The organism is Flexivirga sp. B27 (assembly GCF_052905685.1).
In genome coordinates this window covers 579,472-593,494 of the sequence record NZ_JBPYUM010000002.1, presented here as the reverse complement: position 1 = coordinate 593,494, position 14,023 = coordinate 579,472, and the positions used below count along the sequence as shown (strand labels likewise).

Here is a 14,023-nt window from a genome sequence, read left to right as displayed (position 1 = left end):
CTTCCTGCAGATTCACCGGCCGCGCACGGCGACACCGATCCGTCGCACTGCCTCGGGGATGCGCTCCTCGTCGGTGTGCCGCAGGCCGAGAGCCAAGCCCTGTATGGCGGGCTGCTCGACATACCGAGGGGACAGCGGCTCGACACCGACGCCCTCGTTCGCCAGGGCGGCGACGAGCTTCCGGTCCGACCGGCGCTGGTCCCGCAGGCGGGTGCACACATGCAGTCCGGCACTCGACGGGTAGGTGATCAGCACGTCCTCGAGTTCGGACAGCGCGTGCAGCAACACTTCTCGGCGGCCCGCGTAGACCCGGGTCGCGCGGCGGATGTGCGCAGCCAGCAGACCCTCGGCCAGGAAACGGGCCATCGCGCCCTGGGTGACGGTGTCTCCCTGCCAGTCGCTGAGCATCTTCGCCGCCCGCAGCGCCGGCTGCAACGAGCGGGGTGCCACCAGGTAGCCGATGCGCAGCATCGGCATCAGCACCTTGGAGAACGACCCGACGTAAGCGACTCGGCCGCATCGGTCGAGGCTCTGCAATGGCGCGAGTGCCCTTGCTCCATAACGAAATTCGCTGTCGTAGTCGTCCTCGACGATCAGCGCGTCGTGGGATGCCGCCCAGTCCAGCAACGCGGTGCGGCGCCGTAACGACATGACCGCACCGGTCGGGAACTGGTGCGACGGTGTGACGTAGACAAGGCGTGCGTCGTCGGGCAGTGCGTCGACCACCAGGCCCTCGTCGTCCACGGGCACGCCGCGCACGACAGCGCCGTGCGAGGCGTAGAGCCGCAGCGCCGCTGTGTAACCGGGGTCCTCGATGGCGACGGTGTCGCCCGGGGCGAGCAGGACCCGGCAGATCAGGTCCAGCGCCTGTTGCGCGCCATTGGTCAGCAGCACGTCCGCGCCGTCAGTGATCACCGACCGGGACAGTCGCAGTTGCCGGGCGATCTCACGCTGCAGCTGAGGATGCCCGCTGCCGTCATAGACCGGCTGCTCCTGTAGAGCCGGGCGCAAGGTGGACGAGACCAGGCGCCGCCATACGGCGAACGGGAAGAGACGGGTGTCCGGCCCGGCAACGGACAGGTCGTAATCCAGCGACGGCGCGTCGGGCACCGCGGCTGGCAAGGTGTCCCACATCCGCAGTGGTTGCACCTCTCCGGCGGGGACCGAGGCAGGGAGAACCGAACCCACTTCGCGACTGACGAACGTGCCTGCGCCCACGCGGGATTCGAGATATCCCTCTGCCACGAGCCGGTCGTATGCGGTCGAGACCGTCCCCCGAGCGACGCCGAGCTCCTGTGCCATCGCACGCGTCGCCGGCAACCGCTCGCCAGGGGGCAATCGCCCGGACGCGATGCCGTCGAGCAGGTGCTGATAGATGCGCGTCGCCCGGTCACCGGGCCCGGACAGGTCCACGAGGAGGTCCATCGGGTCACCGTAGATTGGCCCAATCGAATTGACCAGAAATGGATCTTCAGCAAGCCATTGACGCGGAGCAGGATCGAGCCGTGAAGAACTTCCTGTCGGTGCCGCAGGGCGCCGCACTGTCCATCGGCGCCGTGCTCGGCACCGGGGTCATCACGCTGCCGTCACTTGGCGTGCAGGTCGCCGGTCCGGCGTCACTGGTGGCGTGGATCGGGTTGGTGGTGCTCAGCATTCCGCTCGCGACCACCTTCGCGGTGATGGGCGCACGGCACCCGGACAGGCGCGGCGTGTCGGCATATGTCGACCGGGCGTTCGGCTCGCGCGCAGCCGGTGCCGTCGGGTGGTGCTTCTTCCTCGCGGTGCCGGTCGGCGCTCCCCCGGCGAGCCTGATGGCCGGGGCGTATGTCGCTGAGGCGGTCGGTGGTGGCCGCACCACGGCCGTGGCGACGGCAGTGTGCGTCATCGGCGGCGTCGGGCTGCTGAATGCGGCCGGCCTGCGGCTGTCCGGGCGCGTGCAACTGGTGCTGACCGCGGTCCTCGCGGTGCTCATCGCGGTCGCGGTCCTGGTCGCGGCGCCGCACGGCAGCACCGAGCACCTGACACCGTTCGCACCGCACGGGATCGGCGCCATCGGTTCCGCCGCCGCGCTGCTCGTCTGGGGGTTCGCCGGCTGGGAGGCGATCGCACCGCTCGCCGGTGAATACCGGGATCCGCAACGTGACCTGCCGCGGGCAACGACGATCGCGATCGTCGTCGTCGGGATCCTCTACCTCGCACTCGCCGCCGCGACCGTCCTGGTGCTCGGTCCGGGCGCCGCCGACACCGACGCACCGCTCTCTGCGCTGCTGGTGACCGGACTCGGCGGACCGGCCCGCGCCATCACGGCGGTCATCGCGGTGATGCTGACCTTCGGCGCCATGAACGCCTACTTCGCGGGCGGCTCGCGGCTCGGGGCGGCGCTGGCGGCCGACAACGCGTTGCCGGCCGCGCTCGCCAAGGGGTCGGAGGCGGGCGGGATCCCGCGCAGGAGTCTCGCCCTGGTCACCGGCCTCGCATTCTGCTCGCTGGCCGCGAACGAGGTGTTCTCCTTCGACCTGACCGAACTGATGTTGCTCACGACCGGCTGCTTCACGGCGGTGTACGTGCTCGGGACCGCTGCCGCCGTGCGGCTGTTGCCTCGTGGCAGCGCGGGCTGGTGGACCGCGCTGCTTGCTTTCGTGAGCGTGTGCGCGTTGCTCGTGATGAACGGCGTGCACGTGCTCTGGGCGATCGGTGCGGCCGTGGCGTCGCTGGCGTATCGCCAGCTACGGCGTCAGCCGCCGGAGTTGAACGCCTCCGCCGCCGCGACGTCGCGCCGGGTGTCGTCGTCGACGGTCCGTGAGTCGAGCCAGCCCTCGGGCAGCACGACGTGTCGCTCGGAGCCGGCGCGCCCCCGCTGACCCTCGGCAGCCTCGCCCGGCCACGGCTGGTCGAGGTCGAGCGAGCCGATGAGATCGTCCAGGGACGCCAGCGACTTCACCAGGCCGAGATTGGCCCGCAGCTGCGACCCGACCCTGAATCCCTTGAAGTACCAGGCGATGTGCTTGCGTATGTCGCGACAGGCCTTGTCCTCGGACTCGAAGAATTCGGCGAGATAGACCGTGTGCAGCCGCAGCGTCTCAGCCACCTCGCGCATCGTCGGCGTGACCCGGGTCGGTGCACCTGCGAAGGCGGCCGCGAGATCGGTGAACAGCCACGGGCGTCCGAGGCAGCCGCGACCGACGACCACGCCGTCGCAGCCGGTCTCGGCGACCATCCGGAGCGCGTCCTCGGCCGACCAGATGTCGCCGTTGCCCAGCACCGGGATGCTGGTGACCGCCTGCTTCAGCTGCGCGATCGCCTCCCAGCGGGCGTGCCCGGAGTAGGCCTGGGCGGCAGTGCGGGCGTGCAGCGCCACCGCAGCCGCTCCCTCGCCCTCGGCGATGCGGCCGGCCTCCAGGAAGGTCAGGTGGTCCTCGTCGATGCCTCGGCGCATCTTGACCGTCACCGGGATGTCGTATGGCGCCGCCGCACGCACAGCGGCCGACACGACGCCCCGGAAGAGGTCGGTCTTCCACGGCAACGCCGATCCCCCGCCCTTGCGGGTGACCTTCGGGACAGGGCAGCCGAAATTGAGATCGATGTGATCGCAACGGTTTTCGCTGGCCAGCAAGTGTGCTGCGCGCCCGGTGGTCTCCGGGTCGGTGCTGTAGAGCTGGATCGATCGCGGCGACTCGTCCGGGTCGTGCTCGATGAGCCGCATCGTCAGGTCGTTGCGCTCCACGAGTGCGCGCGACGTGATCATCTCGCTGACATAGAGGCTGGTCGCACCCGACGCGCCGCCTGCTGTGGAGCCCTCGTCGCCATACCTGCGACACAACCGGCGGAACGCCCGGTTGGTGATACCCGCCATCGGCGCCAGCACCACGGGTGAGGCGATCGTGTGCTTGCCGATCTGCAGCGGCGGCAGCGCGGGCGCGGGAGATTCGGTCTGGGTCAGGGTGTCGGTCATCGCGTCATACATCGTCCCAGGAGGGACGTCTCACCGCCAAAATCGGTGCCCATCCCGTCTTCGGAACGGGCGGTCGACGCGGCCGGACGGTGGCGAGCGGCGGGTGAGCGGTCAATCCGCGCGTGTCCTGTCGCGTACGTCACAACCGTGCAAGTCTGACCTGACTGGGGTTCACCGAGCTCCGGCACAGTCCAACCAGCACGTGATGTTAGGAACTCTCATGCCTTCGCTGATCGTCACCTATGGCCAGCCCGACGACCCCGCCGCGTTCGACAGCTACTACACATCGACCCACAAGCCCCTGGTCGACAAGATCCCCGGCCTGCAGGGCTGGCACGCCGGCCACTGCTCCACCACCGACGGCTCGGAGTCGCCCTACTACCTGATCGCGGTCCTGAACTTCGCAACCCAGGAGGCTCTGACCGGCGGCACGAGCTCGCCCGAGGGCGAGGCTGCGGTGGCCGACGTCCCCAACTTCGCCACCGGCGGTGCGACCATGCTGGTCATCGACGACCTGATCAGCTGACCCCGGACCGCTGACGCCCGGTCGCACCCGGCCAGGACATCTCCGCCGCGCCAACGGTGACGACACGGGCGCCGAGCGCGATACTTGTGCCGATGGCTGCTGAGGTGACGGACTGGGGCGCACGACTTCGCGGATCCGACGGATATGCGTCGGGTCCGTATGTCCTCAGCGAGCTGCGGCGGGTGATCGTCGCCGGGCAGGTGCGCCCCGGCGAGAATCTCCCCGTGGACCAGATCGCAGCGGTCTTCCAGGTCAGCTCGATCCCGGTGCGCGAAGCACTCAAGACGCTGATCGGCGAAGGCCTGGTGCGCCACCAGCCGCGCGGCGGCTACACCGTCACCGTGCTCAACGGCCCGGAGCTCCGGGAGCTCTACCTCGTGCGCGGGGCGCTCGAAGCCACCGCGATCGAGGCCGCCACGGCCGCCGCCACCGAGGCGGACGACCTGCTCGCCGACGAGACACACCGCGACCTCATGGCCGCCATCGAGGCCGACGACGTGCACCGCTACCAGTCCCTCAGCCGCGCCTTCCACGAAGTCCTGCTCGCCCCGTGCGGTATGCCGCGGCTGCTGCACATGCTGAAGCTCGTCGCCGACCTCACCGAGCCGTCACAAGCCATGGGCCTGCTCACCCCGGAGCAGCGCGCGGAGTTGCAGACCGACCACACCCGGATGCTGGACGCCTTCCGGCAGCGGGACGGTTTGCAGCTGAGCGCCGCCGCCCGCGCGCACCACGGCAAGCTGACGGCATACATCGACGAATCGCGCAATAGCCGCGGAGATATATCTGCCTCCTGACGGATATATCTGTCGGCGCACCCGCAGGCGCTGCCGGCCCTCCTAGATTGCTCTGCAACCAACAGGAGGCGCGATGTCGAACACCGAGCGGATAGCTCAGCCGATCGAATTCGGCCAGCACGACACGGCCGACACGGATGCCGTCATTACGGTGTGCGACAACCGGCTCTACAACTACGACATCGCACCAGCCAAGAAGGAAGGCCGCACCTGGGGCTCCTACAACATCTTCGCGTTGTGGGCCAACGACGTGCACAGCCTGGGCAACTACACCTTCGCGATCGGCCTGTTCGCCCTCGGCCTGGGGGCCTGGCAGATCCTGCTCGCGATGGGCTTCGGCGCCGTCTTCCTGCTCGTGCTGCTGACGATCTCCGGCTTCGTCGGCTACACCGTGGGCGTGCCGTTCCCGGTGATGAGCCGGATCAGCTTCGGTGTGCGCGGCGCACACATCCCGGCGCTCTTCCGCGGTGGCGTGGCCATCGCCTGGTTCGGGATCCAGACCTACCTCGCGTCGCTGGTGTGCAACATCCTCGTGCTGGCGCTCTTCCCCGGCGCGCGGGCACTCACCGAGCACAAGCTGCTGGGCCTGACCCACCTGGGCTGGATCTGCTTCGCGGTGCTGTGGGTCGTCCAGGTCGCCATCGCCTGCTACGGCATCGAGATGGTCCGCAAGTTCGAGGCCTACTCCGGTCCGATCATCCTGGTCACGTTCCTGGGTATGGCGATCGCGGTCGTCATACAGGCGAAAGGGCACATCACCTGGGAGCCGGAAACACTGATGAACGGCAAACCGTGGGCGTTGCACGGCTGGGACATGTGGCACGAGATCCTGGCGGGCGCGTCCGGGTGGGTCGCCATCTACGGCACGTTCGTGCTCAACTTCTGTGACTTCACCCGCGGCGCGAAGTCCAAGCGGTCGATCCTCGTCGGCAACATCGCCGGCATCCCGGTCAACATGATCTTCTTCGGCGTCATCGTGGTGCTGCTCGCCGGTGGCCGATTCACCGTCGACGGGACGGTCATCGCCGGCCCCGAGGACGTCCTGCACACCTTCAGCACCCCCTTCCTCGTGCTCGCCTGTCTCGCCCTGGTCATCCTGACCATCGGCGTGAACCTGATGGCGAACTTCGTGGCACCGGCATACGCACTGACCAACATCGCGCCGAAGCACCTCGACTTCCGCAAGTCGGCGATCATCTCCGGCGTCATCGGCTTCGTCATCCTGCCGTGGAATCTCTACAACTCCCCCGAGGTCATCACCTACTTCCTCGGTGGCCTCGGCGCCGTCCTCGGGCCGCTGTTCGGCATCGTCATGGCGGACTACTGGGTGCTGCGCAAGCAGCAGGTGAACGTCCCCGACCTCTACACACTCGACCCGAGCGGCGACTACTACTACACCAACGGCATCAATCACCGCGCGGTGATCGCCCTCGTCCCCTCGGCGGTGGTCTCCATCGCGTTCGCCTTCTCGGGCCGGATCGACGCTCTCGAGCCACTCAGCACGTTCGGCCCGTTCTCCTGGTTCATCGCCGCCGGCCTGGCCTTCGTCCTCTACCTGCTGGTCGCCGATCGGTCACGGACCTTCCGCCAGGTCGACGGCGACGCCATCGCCGTGCACGCCCACCACTGACCACCCACTGAGGTCCGAAATTGACGTTCGAAAGAGAGCCATCATGACCACGATCGTCGCGTATCAACCCGGAGTCGCCGGTCTCGAAGCGTTGCAGGTGGGCGCGTTCGTCGCCCGCTCGACCGGGTCGCCACTCCTGGTCGTCATGGTGCTCGACAAGCCGCCGGCCCCCTCCGTGGCGCGAGTCGACTTCCAATACACCAGCCTGCTGCGTCAGCAACTGGTCGACGAGTTGGAGGAAGCCAAGCGTGACATCCCCGGCGATGTCGACGCCGAGTTCCGCATCCACGACGCCCGCTCGGTGCCGAGCGGCCTGGTGGATCTCGCGGAGCAGGAGTCGGCCGACCTCATCGTCGTCGGCAACTCCTCCCGCGGGGTTCTCGGCAGGGTGTCGCTCGGCAGCACGACGAACCACCTGGTGCACTCGAGTCCTGTCCCGATCGCCTTGGCACCGCGCGGTTTTCGTGCCGCCGAGCCGGACCGGGTCACGCGGGTGAACGCGGCATACGGCGGAGAAGCCGGCACTTCCGGGTTGGTGCTCGCGGCCGCCGGGCTGTGCGCCGAGATGGGCGCCGAGTTGCGGTTGACGTCATTCTCGACGCGCTCGCGCAGCTTGACGACCGACCTGATCGCCGAGAACGACCTGCGCGCACGGGTGACCGCGGACGTCCGCCAGAACGCCGAGCAGTCGCTGTCCGAAGTGCGCGACCTCCCCAATGCCCCGACGATCGCCGAGACCACTGTCGGGTTCGGCGAGGACTGGGCGGACGCGATCGGACACGTCGAGTGGAGTGACGGGGACGTGCTGGTCGTCGGCTCCAGCGACATGGGCCCGAGTCGGCGGGTGTTCCTCGGGTCGACCGGGATGCGGATCGTGCACGAGTCCCCGGTGCCGGTCATCGTGGTGCCCGGTGAGGCCGTGCAGCACCTCGTCGACCGCGCCGAGGACGTCGAGGCGGGGGCGCACCGATGAAGATCCTCGTCGTCAACGTCAACACCACCGAGACCATGACCAAGTCGATCGGCGAAGCCGCACGTGCCGTTGCCTCGCCCGGCACCGAAATCGTCCCACTCACACCGCTTTTCGGCGCCGAGTCGTGTGAGGGAAACCTGGAGAGTTACCTTGCCGCGGTCGCCGTGATGGACCGGGTGATGGCGTATGACGGCGAGTACGACGCCGTCATACAGGCCGGGTATGGCGAGCACGGCCGCGAGGGCCTGCAGGAGCTGCTCGACGTCCCGATCGTCGACATCACCGAGGCCGCGGCGTCGACGGCGCAGTTCCTCGGCCATCGGTACAGCGTCGTCACGACCTTGGACCGGACCGTCCCGCTCATCGAGGACCGGCTGTTGCTTGCCGGACTCGATCGTCGGCTGGCGTCCGTGCGCTCCTCGGGTATGGCAGTGCTGGAGCTCGAGTCGGACCCGGAGCGTGCCGTCGAGGCGATCGTGCGCGAGTGCGAGTCGGCCGTGTCGCAGGACCGGGCAGAGGTGATCTGCCTCGGCTGCGGCGGCATGGCCGACCTGGAGGAGCGTGTCAAGGAACGCACCGGTGTCCCGGTGGTCGACGGTGTGGCCGCGGCGGTCACCATCGCCGAGGGCCTGGTGCGACTCGGCTTGCGGACTTCGAAAGTGCGCACTTACGCGCCGCCACGCCCGAAGCAGATCACCGGTTGGCCGATCACCCGCTGGTAGCCGGTCGCAACCGGCGACCGTTGCCGGTTATGTACGGGATTTCGGCCGATCGGCGCCACAACCAGCGACCGTTGAGGCTTATGCACCGGATTCCGTCCGACGCGCGATCACAACCAGCGCCTACAGCCAACCGTTGGTCTCCGCGATCTGCGCCGCTTCAGCACGCGTCCGGGCACCGGTCTTGCCGATGACCGACGACAGGTGGTTGCGGACCGTGCCCTCGGAGAGGAAGAGCTCGCCGGCAATGTCTGCGACGGTGCCGCCACCACGCGCCGAGCGCAAGACATCGGTCTCCCGGGCCGTCAGCGGCGACTCCCCCGCGATGAGGCTGTCCGTCGCGAGCGCCGGGTCGACGACCCGCAGCCCCTGGTGGACACGCCGCACCGCATCGGCAAGCTCCCGTGCAGGGGTGTCCTTGACGACGAAACCCGCTGCGCCCGCTTGTAATCCGCGGCGCAGGTAACCCGGTCGACCGAACGTCGTCACGATCAGCACGCGGGTCGTCGGCACCGCCTTGCGCAGCTCGGCGGTGGCGGTGATGCCGTCCATGCCGGGCATCTCGACGTCCATCAGGACGACGTCCGGTGTCGCCTCGACCGCAGCCGCGACCACCTCGGTGCCGTCCCCCACCTCGCCCACGACCGTGAGGTCCGTCTCCAGCTCCAGCAGCGCGGCGAGCGCCCCACGCACCAGCGCTTGGTCGTCCGCGAGCATCACCTTGATCATGCGGGGTGACGAAGCGGAGGAGAACCTTTGTGGGCTGCTCATGCGAGCGACTCCCCCGACGGCTGCTGGGCTGTATGACGCAAGGCATCCCCTTCCGAAGCGGTGCCGTCGGCACGGTCCGGCTGGTCCGCCGACGTGGCAACAGTGACCGAAAAGCCGTGTGGGTCAACGGATCTGCTGACGAGCACTGCGCCCGCGGCGAGTGCCCGCTCGCGCAACCCCGACAAACCGTTGCCGTCACCGACGTCGGCACCGGGTCCGACGCCGTCGTCCGTCACCGTGATCGACGACGGTGTGACCTGGATCGTGCAGGCCGATGCCCGACTGTGCCGCAGCACATTGGTCACACACTCGCGCACCGTCCAGGCGAACGGCTCGACCAGGTCGGCCGGCACTTGGTCGAGAGCGGTCGGGATGCTTGCGGTGATGTTGGCTGCGGCCAGCGCTTCCTTGGCCCTGGCGAGTTCTCCGGACAGTGAGATCTCGCGATATCCCTCGACGGCTCGGCGGACGTCCGCCAGCGCGGTCCGGGACAGCCGCTCCAGGTCTGCGACCTCGGACCGGGCACGCTCCTGGGCGCCTGCATCCATCAGTCTGCCGGCCAGCTCCGCCTTGACGGTGATCACCGTCAGCGAGTGCCCGAGGATGTCGTGCAGGTCGCGGGCCATCCGGTTGCGTTCCTGCTGCACCATCAGCTCGGCGTTGACCTGCCGTGACTCGCGCAGCTGATGCTGGCGACGTCCGGCGATCATGCCGACGCTGATCGCCACAGCGCCGAAACCGAGACCGATGAAGCTGCTCGGGTCGGCCTCCCACCCCGGCAGGTTCCACAGCAGGACGTAGGTCACGGCCGTCGCGATCACCGTGATCCAACCCCATACCAACGGCATGGTCCACAGACCGGAGAGTGCGAAGAAGATGACCGCCGCGATCCCGTCCTGCCCGACGGCGAGCACGCAGGCGAGGGCGAGCGCGCCGAGCCCGACATACCGCAACTGATCGATCGGGCGGGTGCGATGTCCCCACGGGTAGGACAAGCGGAAGAAGGCCGCCCGGCAGGCCCAGAAGTGCGCCAAGTAGGCGATGCAGAAAAGCGGCACCGCCACGACGCCGACCACGCCTCCGACGGTGTCGATGTGCTGGACGGCGTCGACGAACGGCTGCAGCATCCAGAAGAGCCAGACGCCGGCCCAGAAGAGCATGATCAGCCGGTTGCCCACCGACTCCTCGGAGTCACGGCTGAACGCAGCGTCCAGCGCCGAAGTCCGTTTCGGCGCCGGTCGCTGCTTGTCGTCGTCCATGAGTGCTCAGTCTGCCAAAGCCGGTGTCAGACCCGGCTGGTGTCGCGGCGGAAGCGCCATACGGCTCCGGCTGCGAACAACCCGATCCAGACCACCGCGCTGACCAGCCACATCGGGTCGAACGACCCTCCGAGCAGCGGGTATCGAGCGATCTGCGAAAGCCCCCACATCGGCGTGAACGACGCGACGGTCTGCATGGTGTCACTCATCACGGCCAGCGGATAGAAGACACCGCCGGCGAAGGCGAGCAACGAGATGCCCGGTCCGAGGATCTGCATGGCGTTCTCGGACGGCACCAGGTATCCGACGAAGAGACCCAGTGAGGCGAAGAGGCCACCGGCGATCCAGGACAGGACGAAGGCGGCCGGCCACGCGCCGGCCGACATGGACGCACCGGTGATGATGCCGATGGCGAAGACGACCACCACCGGCAGCGCAGCCGCGATCATCGCCGTCAGCACCTTGACCCCGATGTATGCCGCGCCGGTGAGCGGCGTCAGGCGCAGCTGCCGGCTCCAGCCCTGTGCACGCTCCACCGCGACGCCGGCGCCGATGGCGCAGGACGCTGAGAGTGCGCCATACAGGGCGAAACTGATCATCTCGTACGACTTCGGGTCGAAGTCGGTGCCCGGCCACTTGTCGGACTGCGGGACACCGAACGCGATGTAGAAGACGACCGGCAGCAGCATCGTGAAGATCAGCGTCCGCTTGTTGCGCAGCACCCGGAGCAGCTCGATGCGCAGCAGCCGGGCGTTGAAACCGCCATGCGCGGGCACCCGGCGCGTCAGGTCGATGCGGTCGTCCGCCGGCAGCGCTCGTGGCGCGGTGAAGTCGGTCATCGTCAGGCTCCTTGCTGGTCGTCGCCGGTGAGGGCGATGAATGCTTCTTCGAGGCCACGGGCGGTGATCTCCACGTCGCGGGCGTTGGTGTTGGCGAAGAGGTAACGCGCGACCGCATCGCTGTCCTTGGAGTGAAGCGTCACCGAATCCCCTTGCACCTGAACGGAATCCACACCCGGTATGGCGGCAAGCTGCTGATCACTGAGACCACTCATCGTGGCCCGGACCATGCGACCGGTGGCCATCGCCTTGATCTGCGCACCGGTGCCGTCGGCCACGATCTGACCCTTCCGCACCAGCACGATGCGGTCGGCATACTGATCGGCCTCCTCCAGGTAGTGGGTGGCGAAGAGGACGGTCCGTCCGCGCCGGGCGTCCTGGCGGATCGCGGCCCAGAAGTCACGACGGCCGGTGACGTCCATGCCGGTCGTCGGCTCGTCCAGCACGACCAGGGCCGGGTCAGAGACCAGTGCCATCGCGAAACGCAGCCGCTGCTGCTGGCCGCCGGAGCACTTCTGCACCCGCCGACCGGCGATGTCGGCGATGCCGGCGCGCTCCAGGCACTCCTCGACCGATCGGGTCTGCACGAAGAGGCTGGCGGTCAGATCGACCGTCTCGCGGACGGTCAGGTCCTTCAGCAGTCCGCCGCTCTGCATGACCGCGGCGACCAGGCCGCGGCCGACCGCGTCGCGCGGGTCCATGCCAAAGATGCGTGCGCTGCCGACGTCGGGCGTCGACAGCCCGAGCATCATGTCGATGGTGCTCGTCTTGCCGGCGCCATTCGGGCCGAGGAACGCGACAACCTCCCCCTGCTCGACCGTGAGGTCGACGCCGCGGACGGCGTGGACCGAGCCGAAGCTCTTCTGCAGGCCGACGAGTTCGATGGCCGGCGAGTCGTGCGGGTCCCGGATCGCCGTGGCTCCCGGCTGTGGTGTCGTCATCATGTCCTGAACTCTTCCGTGTCCGGGTCTTCCACGCCCCTGCCACGGATCATGACCCGCCCATGACATCGGTCATGGATCGAGCCGGCCGAGCCTCACAGCGGGCCGGCCGAGGCCACCGGAGCCCTCACCGGCGAATCGCCCTGAAACACGCCGGATATCCTGGAAGGGATGTCAGCTTCCTCCCGCCCGACCGTCAGCAGCTCGCCCCTGCGCGTCCGCGTCGAACACGCCAGCGATCCGCTGCTGCAGCGCCTCGCCCGGGCACCGCGCGGCCTGCCGGTCCTGGCCGTCCTCGTCCTGCTGGTGATCGGCGCGGTCTTCCGCGGCGTCGTCGGCACCGTCTGTTTCGGCCTCTGTGCGCTGGTCGTGGCCTGGTTGCTCTACCTGGCCTGGCCGCGGATCGAGCCGATCGAGCGGATGATGCGTTCCTCCGTGCTCCTGCTGGCGATCGCACTCGCCGTCGTCAGCACCGGGATGTGATCTGCGATGGCCGCGAAACAACCCGCCCGCCGCACGACCCGTCAGCAGGTCGCGGTCGCCGAGCAGTTGCGCGACCAGGACGACTTCGTGTCCGCACAGGAGCTGCACTCCTCGCTGAAGGAAGGCGGTGAGTCCGTCGGTCTGGCAACGGTCTACCGCATCCTGCAGACCATGGCCGCCGACGGCGAGCTGGACGTGCTGCGCGCCCCGGACGGTGAGTCCATCTACCGCCGTTGCAGCACCGGCCATCACCATCACCTCGTATGCCGCCGCTGCGGGCGTGCCGTCGAGGTCGAAGGACCGCAGGTGGAGCGCTGGGCCGCATCGGTCAGCGCCGAGCACGGTTTCACCGAAGTTGAGCACACGGTGGAGATCTTCGGCATCTGCGCCGAGTGCGCCGGCACAACCTGATGCAGTCTCAGTCCGCGGGCGTGATGAGTTCGACCCTCGGAAAGTATGTGCGGTAGCGCCGGGCGTCACGGGTGAGCAGGCGGTAACCGGCCACAGCAGCATGTGCGCCGATGTAGAAGTCGGGCAGCGGGGTCGGCCGCGATCCACCGCGTTCCCGATAGGACAGGAATGCCTTCCCCGCCAGGAAGCCCGCCGGGAACGGCAGTGCTTCACGCCGGATCCGTGTCTCCGGCAGCGCTTCGTCGAGTGACTCGATCGAGCTGAACCGGACGGACACCTCGGCGTACACGATCGGGTTGATGAGCACGCGCCCGTCGTCCGCGGCCGCCGCGAGAGCAGTGGCCGACCAATCACCCCAGCGGGGGTCGTCGGTCGTCACGTCGAGCAGCACGTTGCTGTCAACGAGTGTGGAGACCTCAGTCATCGCGAAGCAGAGCCATCAGCTCGTCGGTGGACCGGCCCGGCCCTGCGGTGCCGCGCATGCGGGACACCAACCGCTGCCCGCGAGTTGCGGGCGCACCGGCGTGCACGATGCGCAGGGAGTCACCGTCCTCGATGACGTCGACCTCGTCGCCTTCGGCGAAGCCGTGCTTGGTCCGCAGCTCCGCGGGGATGGTGACCTGGCCCTTGCTGTTGAGTCGCATGCGTATCTCCTACTACGAGTGTTACGTATTACATGCTACGCGCAGCTTCGGACTCGATGCCAGGCGTGAGCTCCAGCT

The 14,023-nt window shown here is 68.3% G+C and carries 15 protein-coding genes and 1 pseudogene; 8 read left to right on the top strand and 8 right to left on the bottom strand.

Annotated features, from left to right (window positions below):
- Positions 1–12 precede the first annotated feature (12 nt).
- On the bottom strand, positions 13–1,425 hold the full coding sequence (gene pdxR / locus ACSZL9_RS11645) for a MocR-like pyridoxine biosynthesis transcription factor PdxR (protein WP_446665657.1): 1,413 nt from the start codon (positions 1,423–1,425) through the stop codon (positions 13–15).
- A gap of 38 nt (positions 1,426–1,463) precedes the next feature.
- On the opposite strand from pdxR, the pseudogene ACSZL9_RS11640 reads away from it, so the two are divergent.
- Positions 1,464–2,699: pseudogene (locus ACSZL9_RS11640) on the top strand (amino acid permease); the annotation flags it as partial.
- A 35-nt stretch (positions 2,700–2,734) separates the two neighbouring features.
- Here the strand turns inward: ACSZL9_RS11640 and dusB are convergent.
- Positions 2,735–3,952: a tRNA dihydrouridine synthase DusB gene (gene dusB, locus ACSZL9_RS11635; RefSeq protein ID WP_446665656.1), complete on the bottom strand. Its 1,218-nt coding sequence runs from the start codon at positions 3,950–3,952 to the stop codon at positions 2,735–2,737.
- Between the two features lie 220 nt (positions 3,953–4,172).
- Between dusB and ACSZL9_RS11630 the strand changes: the two genes are divergently transcribed.
- The 5 genes from ACSZL9_RS11630 (at position 4,173) to ACSZL9_RS11610 (ending at position 8,600) form a co-directional block, all read left to right on the top strand.
- Positions 4,173–4,478: an EthD family reductase gene (locus ACSZL9_RS11630; protein WP_446665655.1), complete on the top strand. Its 306-nt coding sequence runs from the start codon at positions 4,173–4,175 to the stop codon at positions 4,476–4,478.
- Positions 4,479–4,570: 92 nt separating this feature from the next.
- A complete protein-coding gene (locus ACSZL9_RS11625) occupies positions 4,571–5,275 on the top strand; it encodes a GntR family transcriptional regulator (RefSeq protein WP_446665654.1) in 705 nt (234 codons plus the stop codon).
- Between the two features lie 73 nt (positions 5,276–5,348).
- Positions 5,349–6,905, top strand: coding sequence for an NCS1 family nucleobase:cation symporter-1 (locus tag ACSZL9_RS11620; RefSeq protein ID WP_446665653.1), 1,557 nt, complete (start codon positions 5,349–5,351; stop codon positions 6,903–6,905).
- A 43-nt stretch (positions 6,906–6,948) separates the two neighbouring features.
- A complete protein-coding gene (locus ACSZL9_RS11615; RefSeq protein WP_446665652.1) occupies positions 6,949–7,878 on the top strand; it encodes a universal stress protein in 930 nt (309 codons plus the stop codon).
- Entirely contained in the window at positions 7,875–8,600 is a 726-nt protein-coding gene (locus ACSZL9_RS11610; protein WP_446665651.1) for an aspartate/glutamate racemase family protein, read from the top strand. Before ACSZL9_RS11615 ends, ACSZL9_RS11610 begins: the two co-directional genes overlap by 4 nt.
- A 120-nt stretch (positions 8,601–8,720) precedes the next feature.
- Here ACSZL9_RS11610 and ACSZL9_RS11605 read toward each other — a convergent pair whose 3' ends face one another.
- From ACSZL9_RS11605 to ACSZL9_RS11590, 4 genes are read right to left on the bottom strand one after another with little or no spacing between them, the layout of a single operon-like run.
- Complete coding sequence (locus ACSZL9_RS11605) at positions 8,721–9,326, bottom strand: response regulator (RefSeq protein WP_446665800.1); 606 nt, start codon at positions 9,324–9,326, stop codon at positions 8,721–8,723.
- Positions 9,327–9,364: 38 nt separating this feature from the next.
- Complete coding sequence (locus ACSZL9_RS11600) at positions 9,365–10,627, bottom strand: sensor histidine kinase (protein WP_446665650.1); 1,263 nt, start codon at positions 10,625–10,627, stop codon at positions 9,365–9,367.
- 26 nt (positions 10,628–10,653) lie between these two features.
- Positions 10,654–11,466, bottom strand: coding sequence for an ABC transporter permease (locus ACSZL9_RS11595; protein ID WP_446665649.1), 813 nt, complete (start codon positions 11,464–11,466; stop codon positions 10,654–10,656).
- Positions 11,467–11,468: 2 nt separating this feature from the next.
- Entirely contained in the window at positions 11,469–12,410 is a 942-nt protein-coding gene (locus ACSZL9_RS11590; protein ID WP_446665648.1) for an ABC transporter ATP-binding protein, read from the bottom strand.
- 168 nt (positions 12,411–12,578) lie between these two features.
- On the opposite strand from ACSZL9_RS11590, the gene ACSZL9_RS11585 reads away from it, so the two are divergent.
- Positions 12,579–12,890, top strand: coding sequence for a DUF6703 family protein (locus tag ACSZL9_RS11585; RefSeq protein ID WP_446665647.1), 312 nt, complete (start codon positions 12,579–12,581; stop codon positions 12,888–12,890).
- 6 nt (positions 12,891–12,896) lie between these two features.
- Positions 12,897–13,301, top strand: a complete 405-nt coding sequence (locus ACSZL9_RS11580; RefSeq protein ID WP_446665646.1) for a Fur family transcriptional regulator — start codon at positions 12,897–12,899, stop codon at positions 13,299–13,301.
- Positions 13,302–13,308: 7 nt separating this feature from the next.
- On the opposite strand, the gene ACSZL9_RS11575 is transcribed toward ACSZL9_RS11580, so the two are convergent.
- Together ACSZL9_RS11575 and ACSZL9_RS11570 are read right to left on the bottom strand one after the other, a co-directional pair.
- A complete protein-coding gene (locus ACSZL9_RS11575; RefSeq protein WP_446665645.1) occupies positions 13,309–13,725 on the bottom strand; it encodes a type II toxin-antitoxin system VapC family toxin in 417 nt (138 codons plus the stop codon).
- Complete coding sequence (locus ACSZL9_RS11570) at positions 13,718–13,945, bottom strand: AbrB/MazE/SpoVT family DNA-binding domain-containing protein (protein WP_446665644.1); 228 nt, start codon at positions 13,943–13,945, stop codon at positions 13,718–13,720. The genes ACSZL9_RS11575 and ACSZL9_RS11570 overlap by 8 nt, the downstream gene beginning before the upstream one ends.
- Positions 13,946–14,023: the final 78 nt, after the last annotated feature.